At 64.9% G+C, this 24,763-nt stretch carries 21 protein-coding genes; 18 read left to right on the plus strand and 3 right to left on the minus strand.

Annotation, left to right across the window (positions count from 1 at the left end; all coding sequences use genetic code 11):
* Positions 1-5 precede the first annotated feature (5 nt).
* From JAB4_RS12285 to JAB4_RS12295, 3 genes are all read left to right on the plus strand, one after another.
* Positions 6-1,040 carry a peptidase U32 family protein gene (locus JAB4_RS12285; RefSeq protein WP_070218325.1) on the plus strand — a complete coding sequence of 345 codons (1,035 nt, stop codon included), beginning with the start codon at positions 6-8 and terminating at the stop codon, positions 1,038-1,040.
* 78 nt (positions 1,041-1,118) lie between these two features.
* Complete coding sequence (locus JAB4_RS12290; RefSeq protein WP_070218297.1) at positions 1,119-2,015, plus strand: U32 family peptidase; 897 nt, start codon at positions 1,119-1,121, stop codon at positions 2,013-2,015.
* A 76-nt stretch (positions 2,016-2,091) separates the two neighbouring features.
* Positions 2,092-2,574, plus strand: a complete 483-nt coding sequence (locus tag JAB4_RS12295) for an SCP2 sterol-binding domain-containing protein (protein WP_070218324.1) — start codon at positions 2,092-2,094, stop codon at positions 2,572-2,574.
* A gap of 21 nt (positions 2,575-2,595) precedes the next feature.
* On the opposite strand, the gene JAB4_RS12300 is transcribed toward JAB4_RS12295, so the two are convergent.
* Positions 2,596-2,859, minus strand: a complete 264-nt coding sequence (locus JAB4_RS12300) for a heavy-metal-associated domain-containing protein (RefSeq protein WP_070218296.1) — start codon at positions 2,857-2,859, stop codon at positions 2,596-2,598.
* A 248-nt stretch (positions 2,860-3,107) separates the two neighbouring features.
* Between JAB4_RS12300 and JAB4_RS12305 the strand changes: the two genes are divergently transcribed.
* The 15 genes from JAB4_RS12305 to JAB4_RS12375 all read left to right on the plus strand — a co-directional run bounded on the left by JAB4_RS12305 (position 3,108) and on the right by JAB4_RS12375 (position 22,264).
* Positions 3,108-3,977, plus strand: coding sequence for a transporter substrate-binding domain-containing protein (locus JAB4_RS12305; protein ID WP_070218295.1), 870 nt, complete (start codon positions 3,108-3,110; stop codon positions 3,975-3,977).
* A gap of 270 nt (positions 3,978-4,247) precedes the next feature.
* Entirely contained in the window at positions 4,248-5,930 is a 1,683-nt protein-coding gene (aspT, locus tag JAB4_RS12310; protein ID WP_070218294.1) for an aspartate-alanine antiporter, read from the plus strand.
* A 56-nt stretch (positions 5,931-5,986) separates the two neighbouring features.
* A complete protein-coding gene (aspT, locus tag JAB4_RS12315; RefSeq protein WP_070218293.1) occupies positions 5,987-7,675 on the plus strand; it encodes an aspartate-alanine antiporter in 1,689 nt (562 codons plus the stop codon).
* 69 nt (positions 7,676-7,744) lie between these two features.
* Positions 7,745-9,355, plus strand: a complete 1,611-nt coding sequence (locus JAB4_RS12320; RefSeq protein WP_070218292.1) for a bifunctional aspartate transaminase/aspartate 4-decarboxylase — start codon at positions 7,745-7,747, stop codon at positions 9,353-9,355.
* A 178-nt stretch (positions 9,356-9,533) separates the two neighbouring features.
* The gene (locus JAB4_RS12325) at positions 9,534-10,943 is read left to right on the plus strand and encodes a TolC family protein (protein WP_070218291.1); all 1,410 of its coding nucleotides are present in this window, start codon (positions 9,534-9,536) and stop codon (positions 10,941-10,943) included.
* A gap of 2 nt (positions 10,944-10,945) precedes the next feature.
* Positions 10,946-11,920: an HlyD family secretion protein gene (locus tag JAB4_RS12330; RefSeq protein ID WP_070218290.1), complete on the plus strand. Its 975-nt coding sequence runs from the start codon at positions 10,946-10,948 to the stop codon at positions 11,918-11,920.
* Positions 11,921-11,926: 6 nt separating this feature from the next.
* Positions 11,927-13,108 carry an ABC transporter permease gene (locus tag JAB4_RS12335; RefSeq protein ID WP_070218289.1) on the plus strand — a complete coding sequence of 394 codons (1,182 nt, stop codon included), beginning with the start codon at positions 11,927-11,929 and terminating at the stop codon, positions 13,106-13,108.
* Positions 13,105-14,265: an ABC transporter permease gene (locus tag JAB4_RS12340; RefSeq protein ID WP_070218288.1), complete on the plus strand. Its 1,161-nt coding sequence runs from the start codon at positions 13,105-13,107 to the stop codon at positions 14,263-14,265. Before JAB4_RS12335 ends, JAB4_RS12340 begins: the two co-directional genes overlap by 4 nt.
* Positions 14,266-14,377: 112 nt before the next feature.
* The gene (locus JAB4_RS12345) at positions 14,378-15,958 is read left to right on the plus strand and encodes an AAA family ATPase (RefSeq protein WP_070218287.1); all 1,581 of its coding nucleotides are present in this window, start codon (positions 14,378-14,380) and stop codon (positions 15,956-15,958) included.
* Between the two features lie 2 nt (positions 15,959-15,960).
* Positions 15,961-16,428 (plus strand): hypothetical protein, encoded by a 468-nt coding sequence (locus tag JAB4_RS12350; protein WP_139143648.1) that lies wholly within the window; start codon positions 15,961-15,963, stop codon positions 16,426-16,428.
* 9 nt (positions 16,429-16,437) lie between these two features.
* Positions 16,438-17,409 (plus strand): hypothetical protein, encoded by a 972-nt coding sequence (locus tag JAB4_RS12355; protein ID WP_070218285.1) that lies wholly within the window; start codon positions 16,438-16,440, stop codon positions 17,407-17,409.
* Entirely contained in the window at positions 17,406-19,181 is a 1,776-nt protein-coding gene (locus JAB4_RS12360) for a VWA domain-containing protein (RefSeq protein ID WP_070218284.1), read from the plus strand. Before JAB4_RS12355 ends, JAB4_RS12360 begins: the two co-directional genes overlap by 4 nt.
* 82 nt (positions 19,182-19,263) lie before the next feature.
* Complete coding sequence (locus JAB4_RS12365; protein ID WP_070218283.1) at positions 19,264-19,857, plus strand: hypothetical protein; 594 nt, start codon at positions 19,264-19,266, stop codon at positions 19,855-19,857.
* Positions 19,854-21,233 (plus strand): AMP-binding protein, encoded by a 1,380-nt coding sequence (locus JAB4_RS12370; protein WP_070218282.1) that lies wholly within the window; start codon positions 19,854-19,856, stop codon positions 21,231-21,233. Before JAB4_RS12365 ends, JAB4_RS12370 begins: the two co-directional genes overlap by 4 nt.
* A complete protein-coding gene (locus JAB4_RS12375) occupies positions 21,230-22,264 on the plus strand; it encodes an AAA family ATPase (RefSeq protein WP_070218281.1) in 1,035 nt (344 codons plus the stop codon). Before JAB4_RS12370 ends, JAB4_RS12375 begins: the two co-directional genes overlap by 4 nt.
* A gap of 118 nt (positions 22,265-22,382) precedes the next feature.
* Here the strand turns inward: JAB4_RS12375 and JAB4_RS12380 are convergent, their stop codons facing one another.
* Together JAB4_RS12380 and JAB4_RS12385 are read right to left on the minus strand one after the other, a co-directional pair.
* Complete coding sequence (locus JAB4_RS12380) at positions 22,383-23,375, minus strand: GyrI-like domain-containing protein (RefSeq protein ID WP_070218280.1); 993 nt, start codon at positions 23,373-23,375, stop codon at positions 22,383-22,385.
* A 49-nt stretch (positions 23,376-23,424) separates the two neighbouring features.
* Positions 23,425-24,711 (minus strand): aminotransferase class I/II-fold pyridoxal phosphate-dependent enzyme, encoded by a 1,287-nt coding sequence (locus tag JAB4_RS12385; RefSeq protein WP_070218279.1) that lies wholly within the window; start codon positions 24,709-24,711, stop codon positions 23,425-23,427.
* Positions 24,712-24,763: the final 52 nt, after the last annotated feature.

Here is a 24,763-nt window from a genome sequence, read left to right on the forward strand (position 1 = left end):
TCATGATGCTTGAATCAACTACCGCCACCCGCGTGGCCGGACCGCTGGAACTGGTCTGCCCCGCCGGCAGCCTGCCCGCCTTGAAAGCGGCCGTCGACAATGGCGCCGACACCGTGTACCTGGGTTTTCGCGATGCCACCAATGCACGCAATTTCGCCGGCCTCAATTTCGACGAAAAGGCCATCGCCGAGGGCGTGCGCTACGCCCACCAATATGGACGCAAGGTGCTGCTGGCGCTGAATACCTATCCGCAGCCGCACAACTGGGCCGTGTGGCGCAGCGCCATCGACCGCGCCGCGCAAGCCGGCATCGACGCCATGATCGTCGCCGATCCGGGCTTGATGGCGTATGCAAGCGAGCATCACCCGCAGCTGCGCCTGCACCTGTCCGTGCAAGGCTCGGCCACCAACTACGAAGCGATCAATTTTTACCAGGAACACTTCGGCATCGCCCGCGCCGTGCTGCCGCGCGTGCTGTCGATGGCGCAGGTCGAGCAACTGATCGCCAAGACGGACGTCGAGATCGAGGTCTTCGGCTTCGGCAGCCTGTGCGTGATGGTCGAAGGGCGCTGCGCGCTGTCGTCGTATGCGACGGGCGAGGCGCCGAACACGCACGGCGTGTGCTCGCCGGCGAAATCCGTGCGCTGGCTGGAAACGCCGAACGGCCTCGAATCGCGCCTGAACGGCGTGCTGATCGACCGCTACGCACCGGGCGAAAACGCCAGCTATCCGACCCTGTGCAAGGGGCGTTTCGAAGTCAACGACGAAGAGTATTACGCCATCGAGGAGCCGGCCAGCCTGAACACGCTGGCGCTGCTGCCGCAGCTGATCGCCATGGGCGTGCGCGCCGTGAAGATCGAAGGGCGCCAGCGCAGCCCCGCGTATGTGGCGCAGGTGACGCGCGTGTGGCGCGAAGCGATCGACGCCTGCCGCGAAGGCAATGCGCGCTACGCCGTCAAGCCGGGCTGGATGGCGGCCATGGACAAGCTGGCCGAAGGCCAGCAGCACACCTTGGGCGCGTATCACCGCTCCTGGAAATAGCAAAACCTGCTGCGCTTCTCGGCCCCGCCGCGAGCCGCTCGCTACGGTTTTGTCACTTAAAAAAATATTGGAAAAGGCATGCTAAAACTCTCTTTGGGTCCCTTGCTGTACTACTGGCCGCGCGCCACCGTCTTCGAGTTTTACCAGCAGATCGCCGGCACCGCCGTCGATATCGTGTACCTGGGCGAAACCGTCTGCTCGCGCCGGCATGAGCTGCGCCTGGCCGACTGGCTCGATATCGCCGACATGCTGGCCGCCGCCGGCAAGGAAGTGGTGCTGTCGACGCAGGCGCTGATCGAGGCGGGCGCCGAACTGGCCACCCTGCGCCGCATCACGGGCAATGGGCGCTACGGCGTCGAGGCCAACGACATGGGCGCCGTGCATTGCATGGAAAAGGGCGCATCCTTCGTCGCCGGCCCCCATTTGAACCTGTTCAATGGCCCCAGCCTGCAACTGATGGCGCGCCTCGGTGCGCGGCGCTGGGTGATGCCGCTGGAAATGGGACAGACGGCGCTGGCCGAGATGCAGCGCCAGAAACCGGAAGGGCTGGAGACGGAAGTGTTTGCCTACGGACGCATGCCGCTGGCGTTTTCCGCGCGCTGCTTCACGGCGCGCAACCGCAACCTGCCGAAGGACGACTGCGGCTACAGCTGCCTGGAAGAGCCGGACGGCCTGCTGCTGCGCACGCGCGACGAAGTGCCCTTCCTCGTACTCAATGGCACGCAGACGCAGTCGGCGCTCGTCTACAACCTGGTGCGCGAACTCGACGCCATGCGCGACATGGGCGTGTCGGTGGCGCGCATCAGTCCGCAAGCCATGCATACGGAACAGGTGATCGCCATCTTCGACCGCGCCCGCCGGGGGCAGGTCAGCGGCATCGGCGCCCAGGCCCAGCTGGCGGCCTGCCAGCCGGCCGGCGCCTGCGACGGCTATTGGCACGGCCAGCCCGGCATGGAACAGCACGCCGCCCATTGAACGCATCGAAAGGAAGAACATGCAAGATCAACTGGAAAGATTGCCCGTCCCGGTCCCGGTCCCGGCCAAGCCTGCCATGAGCAAGCCCGCCGTGTCGTACCGGCTGCCCGAACCGCTGGCCGAATTGCTGTCCAAGCTGCCGCCGTATCCCGCCTCCTGGCTGTTCGTGCAAGGCTTGAACCGCCTGCTGGCGCCGCAATTGCCCGACGACGTGCGCTGCAGCCTGGAGGGGCGCAGCCTGCGCTTGCGCTTGCTGGACGCCGGTATCGCCTTCGATTTTGAGTGGCAGGGCACGGTGTTCGTGGCCGAGCGCTATGTCGACGTGCCGGATCTGTGCATCGCCGCCAGCGTGCATGACTTGATGCTGCTGGCGCGGCGCCAGGAAGATCCGGACACCCTGTTCTTCAGCCGCCGTTTGAGCCTGGAAGGCGATACGGAGCTGGGCTTGCTGTTCAAGAATACGCTCGATGCCATCGAATTGCCGCCGTTCGACCTGCAGTCGCTGGGACCGCGTCGCGTGCTGGCGCATTTGCGCGACCGGGGCGCGCGGGGAGGCTGAGCGGAAAAGGGGAGGCGGCGCTCAGTGGCGGCAGTGGCCGCAGGCGCCGCTGCACGATGGCAATTGTTCTTCATCGGACGCCTCGCCCATGAAGCCGGCGTCGTTGACGGCGGTCAGCAAACGTTCCTGCGTGGCCAGGCGTTCGTCGAATTGCACCGTGGCGCCGTGGCGCGCCAGCGAGACGCAGACGGTGGCGACGCCTGTGACGGCCTCAAGTGCGCCCGTCAATCTGTCGGCGCAGCCTTCGTGATCCATTCCAATAATATTCAAGCGTGCTGTCTGCATGTGGTCCTCTTGTTTTTCAGATAAAAAAACAGCGTAGGCGAGGGGCGCGCATGCCGTCCAGAGCAGCACGCAAGATTTATTTTCTATTTACGGTTTTATTGATCTGGATTAATTCGCACCGCTCCACTTCCGCCTGAATTGCTGTTGTTTTGTACACAGTTTCCATAATCCAGTCGACAAGCGTGCCCCGCTGCGCGATACTGTCATTCTGATAAGAACGCTGATGAAAGCGCTGGAAAGGAGGGGCCATGCAGCGCCGCCCCCTGCTCAAGCTTGCCGCCCTGTGGCCGTTGGGCGCTGCCGCCGCCGGCACGTCGCCGCCGCTGCAGCTCGTGTATCCGCGCCACCAGGCGCTCGATGATCCGCAGCAAGGTTATGTGACGGCCTTGCTGCAAATGGCGCTGTCGCGGTCGGGCCATGCCTATGCCTTGCGCCGCTCCGCACTGCGCATGGTGCAGACGCGCGCCATGCAGGAAATCGCCATGGCGTCAGGCAGCGTCGATGTCGTCTGGGCCATGACGAGCCGGGCGCGCGAAACGCAATTGCTGCCGGTGCGCATACCGATCGACCGCGGCCTGATCGGCTGGCGCGTGGCCCTGATCCATGCCCGCCAGACGCAGCTGCTGCGCGGCGTGCGCAGCGTCGCCGCTCTGGCGCGGCTGTCTGCCGGCCAGATGCGCGACTGGCCCGACTGCGCCATCCTGCAGGCGAACGGCTTGCGCCTCGATACCTCGAGCACCTACGAAGGCCTGTTCCAGCAGCTGGCGGCGGGGCGCATCGACTACTTTCCCCGCTCCGTGATCGAGGCCCAAAGCGAGCTGGCCAGCCACGCGCAATTGCCGCTGGCGCTAGACACCCACCTGGTCATCCGCTACCCGGCCGCACTGTACTTTTTTGTCGGCAAGCACCGGCCGGAACTGGCGCGCCACATTGAACTGGGACTGGAAACCATGCTGGCCGATGGCAGCTTTGCGCAGCTGTTCCAGCGCCATTTCGGCCGTCTCGCGCAGGGCCTGAATCTGTCCCGGCGTTACGTGCTGGAGCTCGTCAATCCGGACCTGCCGGAGGAGACGCCGCTGGCGCGCAAGGCACTTTGGTATCGTCCAAATCATTACTAATGGTTTAGTTGAGCTATGTCAAATGACTGCTTCAATCGTGCGCAGGATGTTTGAGGAAACGCAAAGCGAGTTCAACAGAACACCTGTTGACACTTATAAAATTTTCGCCGAACATCATTCCATCTTGCAACACTTTGCAATACTTTCCCAGCGATAGCCGCCATGGCGGCTGTCGTGCGGACCCGTGCGCCCGTTCAACGGCAAGCCGCCGCCAGCCACCGAACGCTGTGCTCCCTTGTAACCATCCGTTATCTTTTCGAAGGTTTGCCCATGCTCGATTCGATCGCGTCGGTATTGCACCAGGTGCCGGAATTGGCCCTGTTCCTGGCGCTGGCGCTGGGCTACGCGGTAGGGCAGATACGTTTCGGCCCGATCCAGCTCGGCGGCGTGTGCGGCACCCTGATCGCCGCGCTGCTGATCGGCCAGCTTGGCATTACCCTGGACGCCAGCGTGAAAAACGTTTTCTTCATGCTGTTCATCTTTGCCCTCGGCTACGCGGGCGGTCCCCAGTTCTTTGCCAACCTCAATGCCAAGGGCTTGCGCCTGGGAATACTGTGCCTGATCGAAGTGGTGGTGGTGCTGGCGCTGGTGCTGCTGGCCACGCGTTTCCTGGGCCTGGACCAGGGCACGGCAGCCGGCATGATGGCGGGCGCGGCGACGGAATCGGCCGTCGTCGGCACAGCCACGGACGCGATCTCGAAGCTGGCGCTGCCGGCGGCCCGCATCGCCGAGCTGCAAGCCAATGTGGTCACCGCGTATTCCATCACGTATATCTTCGGCCTGATCGCCATCGTCATCGTCACCAGCCAGATTTTTCCGCTGTTGTTGCGCGTCAATCTGCGCGAGGAAGCGGACAAATTATGGGAAAAAATGGGCGGCGCGCAGGCGGGCGCCGACGATTTGCAGGCGACGCCGGAAATGGTCGGCCGCGCTTACCGCATCAGCCGGGGCGCGGGGCGCCGCCTCGATGCCTTGCAGCATATTTTTGCGGGCCGCGCCAGCATCACGCGCGTGCGCCGGCATGGCAAGGTCTTGCCGCTGGAGCCGGCATTGCGGCTGCGCAATAACGACGAAGTGCTGGTGATCGGCCACCGTCCCGCACTGGTGGCGGCCGAAGCCATCCTGGGCGAGGAATTTGCCGACACGACGGGCTTGAACATGGCCGTCTCCGCCGTCGAAGTGGTGCTGCAGCAAGCCGCGCTGGTCGGCCAGCCCCTGAGCCAGCTGGCCTTGCCCACCGGCGTGCATGTGGCGGCCGTCATCCGCGGCGAGCACAGCATGCCGCCCTTGCCCGACCTGGCCCTGCAGCACGACGACGTGCTGCGCCTGTACGGCACGACGGAAGGACGCGAACTGAACACGGCGCTGGCCGCCATCGGCAAGCGCGTACCCACGGGCGACCGCAGCAATATCGTCTACGCCAGCATCGGCATCGTGCTCGGCGTGTATATCGGCGGCTTTACCGCCAGGCTGGGCGGCATTCCGTTTTCGCTGGGCACGGGCGGCGGGGCCTTGCTGACGGGGCTCGTATTCGGCTGGTACCAGGCGCGAAAACCTGGCATGCCGGGCATCCACCCCAGCGCGCTCGACATGATGAAGGATATCGGCCTGGCCACCTTCATTGCCTGCGTGGGCCTGGCGTCGGGACCGCAGGCAATCGAGCTGGTGCGCCAGTACGGCTTGTCGCTGCCGCTGATGGGCGTCTTGATCGCCGTCATCCCCGCCTCGCTGTCGTTGCTGGTGGGCCACTTTTTCCTCAAGCTGGAAGCGCCCGTGCTCTTGGGCGCCATCGCCGGCCAGCAGTGCAGCACCCCAGCCTTGTCGGCCGTGCAGAACGCGGCCGGCAATTCCACGCCCTTGCTGGGCTACACGATCACGTATGCGATCTCGAACGTGGTGCTGCCTCTGCTGGGGCCGCTCATCGTGGCCCTGGCCGGGTCCGTTCATGCATGAGCAGCTTGCAAGAGTACAGGCAGTAAAGAATTCCTTCAACACGAAAGGCGGTCCGCATGGAATGGTTGCATGAGTTATTCAAGAAGTCGCCCGAAATTGCCTTGTTTCTCTCCCTGGCAGTGGGCTACTACATCGGCAAGATCAAGTTCGGCTCGTTTCAGCTGGGCGGGGTCGCCGGTTCACTGCTGGTGGCGGTCCTCGTCAGCCAGGTCGGCGTGGCCATCGATCCCGGCGTCAAGTCGGTACTGTTCGCCCTGTTCATTTACGCGGTCGGTTATGAAAGCGGACCGCAATTCTTCAATTCCCTGGGGCGCCAGTCCGTGCGCGAAATCATCCTGGCCGTCGTGCTGGCCGTGACGGCGCTGCTGACGGTGGTCATCATGGCCAAGGTGTTCGGCCTGGACAAGGGCCTGGCGGCCGGCGTGGCGGCGGGCGGCTTGACGCAGTCGGCCATCATCGGCACGGCCGGCGACGCGATCACCAAGCTGGGCCTGGCGGCCGACGAGGTGGCGCGCCTGCAGGGCAACGTGGCCGTCGGCTATGCCGTCACCTATGTGTTCGGCTCGTTCGGCGCCATCATCGTCTGCGTCAACATCTTGCCTAAACTCATGGGTCGCACCATCCGCGAAGATGCGATCAAGGCGGAAACGGCGCTGCAGGCGGGCGTGCAGGTGCTGGGGCCGGGCCAGACGCCGGCCGCGCCCGACTTGATCGGCCGCATCTACGACGTGGGTCCCGGTGCCGGCCGCACCGTGGAAGAGATCGAAAGCGCTCATCCGAACACGGCCATCACCATCGAGCGCGTGAAACGCAATGGCCAGATCATCGACGTCAGCCCGGACCTGGTGCTGGCCGCCGACGATATCGTGCTGCTGGTGGGCCGCCGCGAAGCGATGCTCAGTGTGTCTTCCCAGCTGGGCAAGGAATTGCTGGCCGTCGAAGGCATGGAACTGGTGATGCAGCGCCGCGACATGGTGCTGACCAACAAGGCTTACCACAACAAGACGGTGGGCGAAATCCGCAGCGCGACGGCGCCGGGCGTGCGTCACGGCATCTTTGTCGTGCAGCTGAGCCGCATGGGCAAGATCCTGCCCATGCAGCCGGAAACCGTCGTGCAGACGGGCGACGTGGTGACCATCTATGGCGCCGAGCAGGACGTCAAGCGCGTGGCGGCCGAAGTGGGCTACATGATCGTGCCGAGCGCCAAGACGGATTTCGTCTACATGGGCGCCGGCCTCGTCGTCGGCCTGCTGGTGGGCTTGCTGGTGGCGCGCATCGGTTCGATTCCGCTGACACTGGGCAGCGGCGGCGGCGTGCTGCTGTCGGGTCTCGTGTTCGGCTGGTTCCGCGCCAAGCGCCAGACCTTCGGTTACATGCCCAGCGGCGCCGTGCAAATCCTCAAGGATCTGGGCCTGGCCGGCTTCGTTGCCGTCGTCGGCCTCACGTCCGGCCTGCAAGCCGTGCAAACCGTGCGCGAACACGGCCTGACCCTGTTCGGCGTGGGCGTCGTGGTGACCATCCTGCCGATGATTCTGACCATGCTGATCGGCCGTTACGTCTTGCGCTATGACAACGTGGCCGTGTTTGCGGGCGCCTTGTCCGGCTCGCGCAGCGCCAATCCCGCGTTCGGCGAAGTGCTGAACGCGGCACAAAACTCGATTCCCACCGTACCGTTTGCCATCACATATGCCCTGGCCAACGTTTTCCTGACCTTGCTGGGGCCGCTGATTGTGGCCTTCGTCTGAGTCTGCATGTATGTGCAAGCACCTTTGCAAGAACCCTCAAAATTATCAGTCTGATAAGGAGTAGCAAAAATGGATTTCAGTAACCCAAGCAAACTCGCCCTGTTGAGCCCCTTCGAATTGAAGGATGCGCTGATCCAGACGGCCAAGCAAAGCAACCGCCTGATGCTCAATGCGGGTCGCGGCAACCCGAATTTCCTGGCTACCACGCCGCGTCACGGTTTCTTCCAGTTCGGCCAGTTCGCCATGACGGAAGCGGAGCGCTCGTATGTGTACATGGACGACGTGGGCGGCTTTCCCACGCGCGAGGGCATTGAGGCGCGCTTTGAAATCTTCGTGCGCAAACATGAGGGCAACCCGGGCGCGCATTTCATCGAGGCGGCCGTGTCGTATGTGCGCGACCAGCTGGGCCTGAGCGCGGGCGACTTCATCTATGAGATGTGCGAAGCCATCCTCGGCTGCAACTATCCCGTGCCGGACCGCATGCTGCGCCTGTCCGAAAAAATTGTCGGCCAGTATATCCACCGCGAAATGATCGGCGACCATCCATTCGTCGGCAACTTCGACATGTACGCGGTCGAGGGCGGCACGGCGGCCATGACCTATCTGTTCGCCAGCCTGAAATCGAACCACATCATCCAGGAAGGCGACACGATCGCCCTGGGCATGCCGATCTTCACGCCCTACATCGAGATTCCTCAGCTGAACGATTACAAGCTGAACACCGTGCACATCGATGCGCCGCAATCGAACAACTGGCAATTCACCAAGAAGGAGCTGGACAAGCTGCTGGACCCGAAAGTGAAAGCTTTCTTCCTCGTCAACCCCAGCAATCCGCCTTCGGTCAAGATCGATGACGAGACCCTGGAATACATCGCCAAGATCATCAAGAAGCGCCCGGACCTGATCATCTTGACCGATGACGTGTATGGCACGTTTGCCGACAATTTTGTCTCGCTGTTCGCTATCTGCCCGTTCAACACCATCCTCGTATATTCGTTCTCGAAATACTTCGGCGCGACGGGCTGGCGCATGGGCGTGGTGGCCACGCATGAGAACAATGTGCTCGACGACAAGATTGCCAAGTTGCCGGAAACCATCAAGAAGCAGCTCGATGCGCGCTATCACTCGATCACGACGGAGCCGCGCGAACTGAAATTCATCGACCGCCTGGTGGCCGACAGCCGCACGGTGGCGCTGAACCACACGGCTGGCCTGTCCACGCCCGTGCAGGCGCAGATGACCTTGTTCTCCTTGTTCTCGCTGATGGATGAAGAGCAAAAGTACAAGCAGTCGATGAAACGCATCGTGCTGCGCCGCAAGGAAGCGCTGTATCGCGAACTGGGCTTGCCGATGGTGCACGACGCCAATTCCGTGCGCTACTACCATCTGCTGGACATGGAATCGCTGGCCGCGCAGATGCATGGCGTGGAGTTTTCGCAGTGGCTGCTGAAAAAACTCAAGCCGAACGAAGCGCTGTTCCGCCTGGCCGAGGAAACGGGCGTCATCCTGCTGCCGGGCCGCGGCTTCGGCACCACGCATCCGTCCGGCCGCGTCTCGCTGGCCAACCTGAACGAATACGACTATGCGAATATCGGCCGCGCCATCCGCAGCATGGCGTCCGAGTTCTTTGCCGTGTTTGAAAAGGAAAAGGAAAAGGGCGGCAAGAAGGCGAAGAAGTAAGCCGCTAGCCGTGTAGTCTGACAAAAACGGGCGCCCCGCATGAGGCGCCCGTTTTTGTCTGTCAGCTTGCGTAACCAATAGTGCAGGCTGGAATGGACATCCGTGGATATAATTGCTATTGTGAAAGTATAAACATGGCAACCCCGTGCTTTCCCCTCATTCATTGACTGGACGCTACATGGGCAGATTGCAAGGACATTTATCATTATTGCTGGCGAGCGCGCTGGGCGCGGCCATGCCGGCCCTGGCGGACCCTCTGACATTCAGCGAAGCGCTGCAGCAAGCGGCAGCCGCTTCGGGCGCCGTGCAGGGCGCCGCGCTCGACGTGCGCGCAAAAACCCTCAAGGCGGAGGCGCTGTCGAACATCGATGGCCCTTCCGTGGACTTGACGGCGTTTCGCGGCCGCCTGTCGACGGACTTGAACATCGATACGAGCGGCTTGTCCGGCGTGGTGGGCGGCATCGAGTCCGTGCTGCCATCGATTCCCGGCTTGCCCAAACCACAGATTCCCAATTCCCTGAGCCGCGAAGTGGTGACGGACCTGACCTCGTTCGGCTTGCTGGGCATGTGGCCGATCTACACGGGCGGGCGCCTGGACGCCGTCAAGGGCCTCGCGTCGAGCCTGACCCTGGCCGCGCAGGCGGAGCGCACGGAAGCGGAAGAACAGCTGGCGACCCTGGTGGCGCAGCGCTATTTTCAATTATTGCTGGCGAAGCGGGTGGTGGCCGTGCGGGCCGAAGTGACGGCCGGCGTGACGGAACATCAGCGCGACGCGGCCAGGCTGGAAAAGGGCGGCCTGATTTCGCGCGCGGAACGCCTGCGTGCCGACGTGGCTCTCGACAGCGCCCGCAGCGACGAGGCGCAGGCGCGCAGCGATGAGGAAATCGCCCAGGTGGCGCTCGACCGTTTGCTCGCCGTCAACACGCAAGTGCTTCCCAGCACGCCCCTGTTCGTCAATAGCTTGCCGGTGGGGACCTTGCAATCGTTCATCAGCACGGGCATGCGTGAAAATGCGAACTGGAAAAAGATCGACAGCAAGCGCGTGCAGGCCGAACAAGCCTTGAAGCTGCACGGCAAGGAGTACGCGCCCACCGTGTTTGCCATCGGTAATTACAACCTAAATCGCGGCAACGAAAAACTCGTGCGGTCGAACTGGGCCATCGGCCTCGTCGTGGCCGTGCCGCTCGTGCACCGCATCAACACAGGCAAGATGATCGCCGCCGCCAAGCTGGACCAGGAGCGCGTGGAAGTGGTGGCGCGCCAGGCCGAGCGCGACATTCCCACCCTGATCGAAAAGAATTGGCGCGCGCTGGAAAACGCCCGCATCCAGTACCTGTCCACGGCGTCGTCGGTGGAGCTGGCGCGCGAAAATATCCGTTTGCAAACGGTCGCTTTCCAGCAAGGACAAGTGACGTCGTTGGAAGTGGTCGACGCGCGCCTGAACCTGGCCAAGGTCGAGACCCAGCGCGCGCAGACTGCCTATAACTATGTGATGGGCCTGGCGCAATTGCTGGAAGCGACGGGCGAGACGCAGCGCCTGGGCAGCCTGGCCGCTGCGGCCGATATCCAATTACCTGTGGACAAATAATAATGAGCACCTCCAAAAAACCATTGGCCATAGTCGCCGCCATCATCGTCCTCGGCTTCGTGGGCTGGGGCTTGTACCAGGCGTTCCAGCCGCAGCGCCTGCCTTTGCAAGGGCAGATGGATGCGCAGGAAGTCAATGTCTCGTCGAAAGTGCCGGGCAGGGTGGGCCAGCTGTACGTCAAGCTGGGCCAGACGGTGCCGAAAGGGGAACTGCTGTTCCAGCTGACGAGTCCGGAAGTGGACGCGAAGATCGCGCAAGCGACGGCCGCCACGCAGGCAGCCGATGCCGTGGCGCAAAAGGCGCAAGCCGGTGCGCGTCCGGAAGAAATCGCCGCCGCGAAAGCCAACTGGGAGCGGGCGCAAACGGGCGCCACCATCGCCAAGACCACGTACACCCGCGTCAACAATATGTACGAGCAAGGCGTGATCGCGCAGCAGAAACGCGACGAGGCGCAAGCGCAATGGCGCGCCGCCGACCAGCTGGCGCAAGCGGCCCGCGCGCAATATGACATGGCGCAAAAGGGCGCCCGTCCGGAAGACAAGACGGCCGCCGCCGCCCAGGCGCGCCAGGTGGGCGCCGTGCTGACGGAAGCGCAGGTCGCCCTGGCGGAAACGAAGATCGCCGCGCCCGTGGCCGGGCAGGTCAGCAAGATCCAGATACAGCCCGGTGAACTGGCGCCGCAAGGCTTCCCCGTGATCACCCTGGTGAACCTCGATGACGCCTGGGCCGTGCTGCAGGTGCGCGAAGATGAAATGGCCGCGTTTGCCATGGGCAGCACGCATACGGCCAATGTGCCGGCCTTGAAGCAGCAAGTGAGCTTCAAGGTCAGTTCCGTGGCCGTGCTGCCCGATTTCGCCACGTGGCGCGCGGCCCGCCCGGGCGGCACGGACTTGCGCACGTTTGAAATCCGGCTGCGCCCCGCCATCAAGGTCGAGGGCTTGCGCCCGGGCATGTCGGTCGTGTTTCCACCGCTCTGATACGCGATGAACGAAGCGGATAAGGGGCCGGTTTCTGCGCTGGCGCGCGAGTGGGCGCGGCTGCGCGGCGACTTCTGGGACTTCGGCATGCTCAGCTGGATTCCCATCGTGCTGTGCGGTATGTTGTGGCTGGTGTTTTCCGCCGGCATCGCGCGCGACTTGCCCATCGTCGTCATCGATAACGACAACTCGACCTTGTCGCGCCAGCTCACGCGCTGGCTCGACGCTTCGCCCGGTGTCCAGGTGGCGGCGAAAGTGGCGTCCAGCGACGAAGCCCTGCATCGCTTGCGCGAGCGTACGGCGTTCGGCTACCTGCTGATCCCCAACGATTTCGAACAGAAACTGCTGGGCGGCAGGCAAGCCACCGTGCAATGGCTGTACAACGCGCAGTTTTCCTCGCACGCGGGCGCCTTGCTGCGCGACGTGCGCACGGTGAGCACGACCTTGTCGGCCGGCATCGAGATGACGGCGCGCGCAAAAAAGGGCATGTCGGGCGTGCAGGCGGCGGCCCAGTTCGAACCGATCCGCACGACACTGAACAGTTTGTACAATGAAAACACCAGCTATGAAGCATTTTTAACGTTGGCCCTGATGCCGGCCATGCTGCAGATCTTCATCGTCGTCGCCGTCGTCACGAGCATCGGACGCGAGTTGCGCGACGGCACGGTGCCGCAATGGCTGGCCTCGGCCAAGGGCAGCTGGCTGCGTGCCGTCGGCACCAAGCTGCTGTTTCCCGTGATCGCCTACTGCGCGCTGGCGCTGCTGTATCTGCTGTTCTTCAGCCTGGCGCGTGGCTGGGCCGTGGCGGGCAGCTTGCCGGCCCTGCTGCTGAGCATGTTGCTGCTGGTGCTCGCGTATTGCGGCATGGCCACCTTGCTGATCGGCGCCACCCTGTCCCTGCGCCTGGCCCTGTCGGGCGCGGCATTTATTACCGCACCGGCCTTCGCGTTCGCGGGCCAGGCCTTTCCCCTGATGGCCATGCCGGCACCGGCGCGCGCCTGGGCGGAAGCCTTGCCGCTCACGCACTATCTGCAATTGCAAACGAAATACTGGCTGGCCGGCGCGCCATGGCGTTATGGCGTGCAGGAAATGCTGATCTTGGCCGGCTTTGCCATCGGCTGCGGCGCCGTGGGCGTATTCCTGCTGGCGCGCCGCGCGAATATGCCTGCGGCCTGGGGGCGCGCATGATCTGGCCGGCTTTTATCGCCACCTGGCGCGCCATGCTGACGGACAAGGGGGCGCTGACCTTGCTGTTTATCGGCGGCATCATCTATTCCTTCTTTTATCCGCTGCCATACTCGACGGAAATCGTCCAGCGCGTGCCCGTGGCCGTCGTCGACCAGGACCGCAGCGCCATGTCGCGCCAGCTCACGCGCTTCGCCATGGCTCACCCCTCGCTGCAAGTCGTGGCCGTCACGCCGGACTTGCCCGTCGCGCAGGATTTGCTGTGGCGCGACAAGGTCATGGGCGTGCTGATCCTTCCCGACGGTTTGCAGACGGACGTGCTGGCCGGCCGCGCCGCCCATGCGCAGGTGGCGGGCAATGGCCTGTACTTGATGCTCAACAAGGTGGCCTTGAACGGCCTGGCGGAAGTGGTGGGCACGGTGTCGGCCGGCATCGAGTTGAAACGCCTGGGTGCTGGCACGCCATCGACCGTGCAGGCCAACCAGCAGCGCTCGCCCATCGCGTTTGACGCCGTGCCCCTGTTTAACGTCAAGGAAGGCTATGGCGCGTATGTCGTGCCGGGCGTGGCGACCTTGATCGTGCAGCAGACCTTGCTGATCGGCATGACCATGCTGTTCGGCACCTGGTACCAGCGCAAGAGCTTCCCCGTGGTCGGCCGGCGCACGGCGGGCGGCTATGCGGGCATGCTGCTGGCGTTTGCCTGCGTCGCTTTCCTCAATTGCTGCTATTTCTTCGGCTTCGTCTTCTGGTTCCAGGATTACCCCCGTGGCGGCAACTTCGGCGGCATGCTGTTGCTGCTGGTGCTGTTCTCGCTGGCGGAGGCGGCGTTCGGCATGCTGCTGGGCATGCTGTTCCGCACGCGCGAACGGGGCACGCAGCTGATGATCGCCACCTCGATGCCCGTGCTGTTCCTCGCGGGCCTGACCTGGCCCGTATCGTCCATGCCCGTCGTGCTGCAATGGCTGCGCTGGCTGCTGCCGTCCACGGCTGGCATCCAGGGCTTTGTTGCGCTCAACCAGATGGGCGCGTCGCTGCATGAAATCCGCCATGAAGTGGCGGGCTTGCTGGCCTTGCTGCTGGCCTGCGTGGCGCTGGGCTGGTGGCGCTGGCGCAAGCTGGAGGAAACCGTTGTCGATTTGAACAAGGCCGAAGGCACTTGATATGCAATAATTTCATTTCCGTAACCCCAGCGAAATGCTGGGGTCGGACCCTGAGGGTCCGACCCCGGTCCTTGGCTTTAGGGGTTGATTCGATGCCTTTTTGATGATTTCTATGTCTGCATTCAATTTGTTCCAGCGCTTGTCCCAAGCCCCCACCAAGCCCAAGGCCGCGCCCGCCGCGCGGCAGTTCGACGTGGCGGATTTGTACCAGGGCCCCATCGCGCTGGGCGCGGAAGGCGAGGCGCAAGCGCGGCCTTTCGATGAAAAGCTGCGCCAGGCCTACTTCTGGATCGTCAACCACGCCATCATCAGCCCCCACTACGACATCGAGTACAACGACGGCCCGTCGCAGACCTATTCCGTGGGCGACAGCCGCCGCACATTGAATTTGCCGTCGGCGCAAAGCTATTCGAGTTTTATTTTGCTGCCGCTGCTGACGTTCGCCACGCGCCGCAAATGCCTGTTTGTGGGCGGGCCGGGACGGGGCAAGACGGCCAGCGCGCTGCTGATGGGCGTGCTGGCCGGTTCCACCGTCAAGGAGGTGAAACGCGCGATGCAGCATGGCCACCCGCAGATGACGGTGGCCGATTTGCTGGGCAATCCGCTGCCGGCCGACCTGGTGAATGCGCAAAGCATGGACGATATCCGCATCGCCTGGCGCGCCTGGCTGGGCATGCGCGTGAAAATCGTCGATGAATACAACCGCATCCCCACGCGCACGCAAAGCGCGCTGCTCACCGTCATGGGCGACAATTACGCGGAAGTGCTGAACCATATTTACGAGTGCCCGGAAGCGGCCTGGTACCTGACGGCCAACGACGACCAGGGCGGCGGCACGTACCAGGTGATCGAGGCGCTGCGCGACCGGGTCGACGTGACGGTGCAGGCGCTGGCCTTCAACCCGCGCTTCCTGAACGAGCTGCTGCTGCGCGTGGAAGAAAACGTGCGTCCCGAAGAGCTGGTGCCGCCCGATATCATCTTCACGGAAGGCGAGGTCGATCAGATCGGCGAGGCGATCCGCCAGGTGGGCATACCCGACGCCGTGCGCCGCCGCCTGGAATTTTTTGCCAGCCAGTTCGAGCTGTTCGAGACGGCCGGCGGCCAGTTCGAATACATGACCAAGGACACGGCCCGTTTGGCCGGTGCCGACCGGGGCGCCGCGCAGGCGGCCGACAATGGGCGCGACCGCCTGAAGGACCTCGGTTGCCAGACTTTGAACGGCATCTCCGTGCGCACCCTGATGGCGCTCATGATCTACGCCAAGGCCATGGCGTATTTCCGCGGCAATGGCGAGGTGGAGCTGGAAGACTTGCGCCAGGTGCTGCCCTTCGTCTTGCATAACAAGCTGCAGCCGGACCCGGACGCGCCGTTTTTCGCGCTGCCGGAAAACGCCGCCTACCGCAGCGACAGATTAGGCTGGCTGCGCCGCCTGTTCGACTTGTCCAACGATGAATTCAACCGCCTGGACCTGGACCGTGACGATCCCGTGGGCGTGCTGTCGGCCGAATTCGACCTGGGCCTCGACGGCGTCAGCGAACGTGAAACCCTGGCGCGCCTGAACCGCATCGAAAAGCTGATCGGCGAACGCACGAAGGGGCGCAAGCTGTACGGCCCCCTGTACGACGACCTGCTGAAATTGAAATACCTGCACCAGCGCTATACCAACTACCGCAGCTGGCTGCGTTCGCAATGAGCGTGCCGCACTGTCAAGGCTTCCTGGAAGCGCTGGCCATGCTCAATGGCGAAGCGAGCGACCTGTGCGCGAGCTACGAATTATCACGCCTGCCCGACGCGCCCGATCTTGCCACGGCGCTGGGCTTGCGCGTGGAAGACCATGCATTGCACGTCATCGCACCCGCACGCGACTTGCCGGCCCCCTTGTGGCACATCAAGCTGGCGCCGTGCGGGCGCGCGCAGCTGGAGCAGGTGTGCCAGCGCTGGTTTTTCTCGTCGCGGCACATGCAGGCGGCGCCACCGGGACGCTTCCGCGCGCAGCTGGTGGCCGCCTTCCTCGCATCGCTCGACGAGGCGCTGGGCGGTTTTTCCACGTATGCCGTGACGATGACGCCGCCCGCCGGTTTCTGGTACGCCATCCACTGGGACGAGATCGCGTTCGAACTGAGCGATGAACGCTATCTGCTGCACTTTTCGCACAGCGACTGACGGGCCGCGATGATCTCTCCTGCCTTTGCCTCGCTACTTGCCAGCGGCCGCGCCCAGTTCAATGCGCGCGCGGCGGAAGCACGCCGGCGCTTTCCCTCGCTCGACATGGCCGCCTTCGGCGCCTTCTTGCTCGACGGCGTCGATCCGCTGATAGTCGCCGTGGTCGCCGCCGCGCCCGAGCGAGCGGGCGGCGCGACCCTCGCTGCCTACGACATGGCCCTGGAACTGGTGGGCCATGGGCTGGCCGGTCCGGCGGCGAAAAATCCGTTCTTGAATACCGTCTGGCGCGAGCTGGCGCCGCAGTTTGCGCCGCTGCTGGCGACGGCGCCCATCGACGTGCTGGGCATGCTCAGCAACGCCGCCATCCACATCGCCTCCGTGGCGGGGGCGCGTCCCGCGCAGTGGCAGCGCGAGCTGGCCGCCCTGGCGCCGCAGGTCGCCACGCTGGCGCAGCTGCGCGCAGTGGGCCAGGTGCTGGCGTGGCGCGCCGGCGTCGCGCATTTCCGCCAGGGCGCGCTGGCCGCCGCCGATACCTTGCCGCCGGACTTGGCGCTGGCCGCCTTTGGCGAGCCGGGTGCGCCATGGCCGCAGGTGCGTGCGCAGTTGCTGGACTATCCGTGGCGCGGCAATGCAGAGGGCAGGGAGTTCGGTAGCTTCACAGGCCTCGGCGGCGACTTCGGCGCGCCGCCGCAAGTGCGCGCTGCGGCGGATGGTTTTATCGTGCGCAGCGGCGAGCGCCATTACCTGCTGGTGGCCGACGCCTTTGGCGCCGTGCTGCACAGCGCCACGGCGCAGGAGTTCGAGCAGGGGCAAACGGGCATGCCGGCGTCCGTGCGGCTCGATGGGACGACCCTGCAGATCGGCGCGCGCCGCATCGAACTCGATGTGCCGACCGGCGACATCGCCATCGCCGCCAATGCGCATACGGTCGCCGTCACGTCGCCGTGGACGCACGCGATCCGCCTGCTGCCGCTCGCATGAACAAGATCACCGACACGGCCTTGATCGACACCTGGCGCGCTGCCTGGCCCGAGGCCCTGGCCGTATGGAGCAAATTTACGCGCCTGCGCGACCCCAGCCTGTGCGCCAGCCGCGTCGAGGCCAGCAAGCAGGGCCTGTCCGGCAGCTTCGCCATGATCCGGCTGCTGGACCAGAGCGTGGTGGTGGACTTGCCGCTGGTGACGGAACTGGGGCTGGACGGCTATGCGCTGGAAATCCTCGCCCATGAAATCGGCCACCATATCCTCGCGCCGGGCAGCGCCGGCGACCAGTTCCGTTTGCTAGCGCGCATGCGCCGCGCCTTGCCCACACTGGAGCAGCACGCGCCCATGGTGGCCAATCTGTACACGGACCTGTTCATCAACGACCGCTTGCAGCGCCAGGCGAATCTGCGCATGGCCGACATCTACCGCAAGCTGCAGCAGGGGCGCACGGTGGAAGCGCGCGCCAAGGGCAGCGGCGGCGTATGGACCTTGTACATGCGCATCTATGAAAACCTGTGGCAGCTGGAAAAGGGAGAGCTGGGCGGAGCAGGGGCTGAGCACGAGGCGGACGAACGCCTGGACACGGACGCCTGGCTGGGCGCGCGCCTGATACGCGTGTATGCGAACGACTGGATGCTGGCGGCGGGCCGTTTCGCCACCTTGCTGCTGCCCTATCTGGTCGACGATACGGACGCCCTGGGCCCGAGCCGCTATCTGCAGGACACGCGCGACGCGGCCCGGGGCTGCCAGACGTATGGCGCGCAGCAGATCGAGGATGACGAGGAAGGCGGCGCCATCCACCCGGTGCACGACAAGCGCATCTCGGGCCTCGATGGCGAGGAGCCGCAGGGCGAGGCGCCGGCCAGGCCGGGCGGCGGCCAGCTGCGCGAGCCGTTCGAGCTGGGCGACATTCTGAAGGCCTCGGGCATCGACCTGAGCGACCATGAAATCGCCATCCGCTACTACCGCGAGCGGGCCTTGCCGCACCTGGTAGCGTTTCCCAGCCGCCCCGCGCCCGAGTCGCAGGAGCCGCAGATGGAAGGGCTGGAAGCGTGGGAAATCGGCGATCCGCTCGAGGAAATCGACTGGCTGCAATCCGTGATGCAGTCGCCGCGCCCCGTGCCCGGCGTGACGACCGTGCGCCGCGTGTATGGCCGCGAACCGGCGCGCGCCATCGACGCCGTGCCCGTCGACCTGGACATGTACGTGGACAGTTCAGGCTCCATGCCGAACCCGCAGGCGCACACCTCGTTTTTGACACTGGCCGGCGCCGTCATCGCCTTGTCCGCCCTGCGCGCCGGCGCGAAAGTGCAGGTGACCCTGTGGAGCGGCAAGAACGAGGTGATGCAGACGCCCGGCTTCGTGCGCGATGAAGACCTGATCCTGGGCGTGCTGACGGAGTTTTTTGGCGGCGGCACCTGTTTCCCTATCCACTGTCTGCGCAAGACCTATGCGGGCAAGCGCGAACGGCCCGCGCACATCCTGATGATTTCCGACGATGGCATCACCACCATGTTCGACAAGGATGAACTGGGCAACAGCGGCTGGGATATTTCCGCCAAGGCGCTGGCCCAGGGCGGCGCGGGCGGCACCATGGCCCTGAACCTGGCGCGCGACTGGGATGGCGCAGCGGCCAGCAAGTGGCTGCAGCAAACCTATGACGACCTGAAACGCGCGCGCCGCGAGCAGGACTGGGATATCCACGCCGTCGAGCGCTACGAGGACTTGCTGGACTTTGCGCGGGCGTTCAGCCGGCGCCACTATGTTTAAATCCGGGGTCAGACCCGCCGGGTCTGACCCCAGCCTTTGCTTTTCGGGCTAAATTTGCACATCACTGTATAAGAAAAGGCCCATGAATATCTCTGGTCCCCACCTCGAAACCTTAACCCACCGCCTGGCCGACACGCCCGTCGAATTCTTCGCCGAGCCCCGTATTGCCGGTGTCGCCAATGCGCAGGCGGTGGCGGTTGCCGCGCTGGTCAACGACATTGTGCTGCTGCATGGCGCGCGTGCGCCGGCCGCGTCACTGCAGGGTTTTATCGGCGCCCAGGTGAAGGCGGACCGCAACCGGCTGGCGCTGGCCATGATCCTGTGCTGGCTGCTGGCCGACGAGTGGTTCATCGCACAGCGGTTGCCGCAGCATGACCTGCTGCAGGTGCTGGGCGAGGCGGCGCGCGAACTGGCCGCCGCCACGCCCGCGCACCAGTTCACGCAAGACCCGGAGCGGCGCGAGGAACTGGCGCGCATCGTGTTGGCGCGCCTGGGTTTTCGGCCCCGCGATGAAAGCGTGGCGCAGGCCACGGACCGCTTGTCTGCCATCAGCGGCACTGAGCGCCGCCGCCTGCTCGAAGCGAGCCGCCTGGCCGAGCAGCGTTCGCGCGAGATCCGCGAGGCGCTGGCGAAGAAGGCGGCCGAGGAATCGGCCGACAAGTGGTCGCGCGAATGACGCTCGCTGGCAAACCTGACGTCAACCTGCCGGGCGGTGCCTGGGAATCGGACCGCGACTATTGTCCCACCCTGACGCCGGCGGGGGCGCGCCTGCTGGAAAAGCTGCGCAGCCATCCTTGCGCGCCCCGGTACCGCAACCGCAGCGGCAACAAGCTGCTGGCGGCGGAGGTCGAAGCGCTGCGCGCCTATGAACAGGACGTCATGGATGCCGCGATCGGCTGGAGCGCCGCCGCGCCGCCGCCCTGGCTGGCGGATTTTCTCAGGACGACCTACGCCACGGTGCCGTATTATCGTGCCTGCGGCTCGCCCCCAGCGCGCCTTGCTGACGTGGCGCCCGTCAGCCGCGCCGAACTGGCCCACGACATCGCCGCCTTCGTGCCCGACGATGCGGACCTGGCGCGCATGATCAATTTCCAGACGACGGGCACCACGGGCCATCCGCTGCTGATCGCCTCGCATCCGCTGGTGGCGGGGCGCTACCTGGCCTTCCACAAGCGCGCGCTGCGCCGCTTCGGCGTGACCCTGCGCCATGGCGCGGGCCAGGTGGGCGTGATGCTGCTGGGGCACCAGCGCCGCTGCTTCACCTATGTCTCCGTCACGCCCACGATGAACGAATCAGGCCTGGCGAAGATCAATCTGCACGTGGACGACTGGCGCCAGCCTGAAGACCGCGCGCGCTACCTGGACGCCATGGCGCCCGAGCTGATCGCGGGCGACCCCATCTCGTTTGCCGAGCTGCTGACCTTGTCCATGACGCACAAGCCTGCCGCGCTGCTGTCCGTCTCGATGATGCTGTTGCCCGGCATGCGCGCGCGGCTGGAAGCGGCTTTTGGCTGCCCCGTGCTCGATATCTATTCGCTCAATGAAGTGGGACCCGTCGCCGTGTACGACGAGCGGGCGGGCGGCCATGTGTTGCTGCAGCACCGCTTGTACGTGGAAATCCTCGATGCTGCGGGACAGCCCGTGCCCGATGGCGTGCGGGGCGAGATCACGGTGACGGGCGGTTTTAACTTTTGCCTGCCCCTCGTACGCTACCGCACGGGCGACTACGCCTCGCTGGCGCATGGCCCCGACGGCCCCGTGCTGGTGGGCCTGGCGGGACGCAGCCCCCTGCGCTACAGGACCATCAATGGCGAGTGGATCAATAATATCGACATCACGCATGCCTTGAAGCCGCTGGCCATCGCCCTGTTCGGCGTGCACCAGCATGGCAACGGCGCCGTCGCGCTGCGCCTGGCGCCGAACGCCATGCCGCAGGCAGACCGGGCGCGTGCCTTGCTCGCGCCCTTTTTCGGCGACATCGCGGTCGAGACCTTGCTGGCGGAAGACAAGATCATTCAATACACCTCGGATTTGCGGGAAGCGGCAGCATGAAGCGCCATAAACGCGGCCTTGTGGTCGGCAAATTTTGCCCGCTGCATCAGGGCCATGAACTGTTGATCAACCGTGCGCAAGACGCCTGCGAAGAGCTGCTGGTGGTCAGCTACACCAAGCCTGAATTTCCCGGCTACGAGCCGGCGCGCCGGGAACGGTGGCTGCGCGCGCAATTCCCGCGGGCGCACATCGTGGTGCTCGACGATGCGCGCCTGGCCGCCCTGTGCGCGGCGCGCGGCGTGCCGGCGCGCGCGCTGCCGCACAACGACGCCGATGGCGACGACCATCGCCACTTCATGGGCTGGCTGTGCTGGACGGTGCTGGACTTGCCCGTCGATGCCGTGTTTAGCAGCGAAGAGTATGGCCCCGGCTTTGCGCAGGTGCTGGAACGGCATTATGCAGCTGGCGCGGTGGCGCACGTGAGCGTGGACCAGGCAAGAACCCTGGTGCCCGTGTCCGGCACTGTGGCACGGCAAGACCCGCATGCGCACAGCGCCTTCCTGTCGCCCGTTGTGCGCGCCGATTTCGTCACGCGCGTGTGCGTGCTCGGCGGCGAGTCGAGCGGCAAGACGACTTTGACGCAAGCGCTGGCGCGGCATTTCGAGACGGCCTGGGTGGCCGAATACGGCCGCGAACTGTGGGAAAGCCAGGACGGCGTGCTGGCCTATGATGATTTGCTGAAGATCGGCCGGGAACAGCTGCGCCGCGAAGCGCAGGCGCTCCTGGTTGCGCGGCGCTGGCTGTTTTGCGATACCTCGCCCATGACCACGTATTTTTACTGCATCGAGATGTTCGGCAGGGCCGAGCAGGAATTGGCGCAGCTGGCCGAACACCGCTATGACCTTATGCTGCTGTGCGCGCCCGATTTCCCCTTCATCCAGGACGGCACCCGCCGCGACGAGGATTTCCGCGCGCGCCAGCATGCGTGGTACCAGGCCGAGCTGGCGCGGCGGGGGATCGCCTATGTCAATGTGTCAGGTTCCGTGGGTGACAGGGTCAGGCAGGTGGCGCAGGTGCTGACGGGACCTTAATGGCGGATGCGTGGCGTACGCGGCGGTGTCGGATTACGCTGCGCTAATCCGACCTACGCTGTTACCGCCAAGGCCGCGCGGCACGTAGCCGTGCATGCCGCGTAATCCGACGAGATTGTTACAGCGGCCGCACGGGGATGCAGATCTCGCAAGAGAATTCGCCGGTGGCCGGGTCCATCGCCGTGGCGGCGGCAAAGCGCTCGAAGCAGGGGCGCTCGTCCCACTGCAGGCCGCTGGCCGGCAGCCATTCGCGCGCCATGCGCGTCCACGCGTCGGGGATGGCGCTGGACGGTCCCTTGAATTGCGCCACCGCATAACGCCCGCCTGGCAGGGTGGCGAGGCTGGCGCGTCCGCCTGACTGGAAGCCGTCGGGCACGGCGACGCAGGCGTCGTAGCGGCATTTTTCCGGCGGCGTGATGCTGGGATCGTCAAGGCCGATGCCGTAGCAGGTGGCGTCGCCCAGGCCGTGCGACTGCATCCACGGTGATACGGTGTCGCGCCAGAAGGCGCTGATGGCGGGGCCGTAGGGGCCGATATGGCGCTGGCAAGCGACAGTGGCGGGCGGCAGGTCGAGGATGGTGACTTGCATGGGACTCTCTCTATCAAGTGGATTGGAGTGCCCATGGTGCGGGAAGTTCGGCCCGTATTCCTGATCGGTATTGCGCATGGCCTGATCCGGATTGCTATCTTGCCGGCGCAGGCGCATGGCTGCGAGCATGGCGGCGTTTTTCGCGGCAATGCCGGCGCGCCAGGCTGTCGGCGTGCAGCCGAATTTCAGCTTGAAGGCGCGCGCAAACGCTTCGCCGGAACCGAAGCCCGTCGCCAGCGCGATGTCGAGTATCGACTCGCCGGGACGGCAGGCCAGCCGCAAGGCGGCCGATTCCAGGCGCCGGCGGCGCGCATAATCGCCCAAGGTTTCACCCATCCAGGCGGCGAACACGCGGTGAAAGTGGAAACGGGAAAAATGCGCGACATCTGCCAGTTGGGCCAGGTCCAGCGGCGTGTCCAGGTGGCGGTCGATATGGTCGAGCACGGCATTCATGCGGCGCGCGTATTCGGCGCGGAACAGCCCGGACGCCCGCTGTTCAGGGGGAATAGGAGGGGAAGACATGCCGCCGATTATGGCATGAACTCCCCTGGGAACGGCGCGAAAAAAAGCCTTACGCCGCGTTCAAGGCCTGTTCCAGGTCTTCGCGCAAGTCGTCGATATGCTCGATGCCCACGGACAGGCGCAGCATGTCTTCGGACACGCCCGCCTTGGCCAGTTCCTCGGGATTGAGCTGGCGGTGCGTGGTCGATGCCGGGTGCGTGGCCAGCGACTTGGCGTCGCCGATGTTGACCAGGCGCGTGAACAGCTGCAGGGCGTCGAGCACGCGGGCGCCGGCCGCGCGTGGATCTTCGCCGGCGGCCAGTTTCAGGCCGAAGGACAGGATGCCCGAGGCGCGGCCGTGCATGTATTTTTTCACCAGCGCGTGGTCCGGGTGGTCTTCCAGGCCCGCGTAATTGACCCACGCGACTTTCGGATGCTGCTTCAGGTGCTTGGCCAGGGCCAGCGTATTGTCGCAGATGCGGTCCATGCGCAGGGCCAGCGTCTCGATGCCCTGGATCAGCTGGAAGGCGGAGAGCGGCGAAATGGCCGCGCCCATGTTGCGCAGCGGGACGACGCGCGCGCGGCCGATGAAGGCGGCGGGGCCGAACGCTTCCGTGTAGACGACGCCGTGGTAGGACACGTCCGGTTCGTTCAGGCGCTTGAAACGCTCCTTGTGTTCGGCCCACGGAAATTTGCCGCTGTCGACGATGGCGCCGCCCACGGTGGTGCCGTGGCCGCCCAGGTATTTGGTCAGCGAATGGACGACGATGTCGGCGCCATGCTCGATGGGGCGGAACAGATAGGGGCTCGGTACCGTGTTATCGACGATTAGCGGGATGCCGTGCGCATGCGCGATTTCGGCCAGTTTCGCCACGTCCGTCACGTTGCCCAGCGGGTTGCCGATCGATTCGCAGAAGATGGCCTTGGTGCGCGCGTCGATCAGGGCGGCGAAGGTCTCGGGCTGGCGCGCGTCGGCGAAGCGCACTTCGATGCCGATCTGCGGCAGGGTGTGGGCAAACAGGTTGTAGGTGCCGCCATACAGCTGGCTGGCGGAGATGAAATTGTCGCCCGCTTCGGCGATGGTCTGGATCGCGTAGGTGATCGCCGCCATGCCCGATGCGACGGCCAGCGCGGCCACGCCGCCTTCCAGCGCCGCGACCCGCTTTTCCAGCACGTCCTGCGTGGGGTTCATGATGCGCGTGTAGATGTTCCCGGCGACCTTGAGGTCGAACAGGTCGGCGCCATGCTGGGCATTGTCGAAGGCGTAGGCCACCGTCTGGTAGATGGGGACGGCGGCGGCCTTGGTGGTCGGGTCGGGGGTGTAGCCGGCGTGCACGGCCAGGGTTTCGATTCTCATGTGGTCTCCGGTTCGAATGGGCTGCGGTGGTGAAGCGTTTGAAATTCGCAGC

It is taken from the genome of Janthinobacterium sp. HH102 (assembly GCF_001758625.2).
Classification (GTDB): domain Bacteria; phylum Pseudomonadota; class Gammaproteobacteria; order Burkholderiales; family Burkholderiaceae_D; genus Janthinobacterium.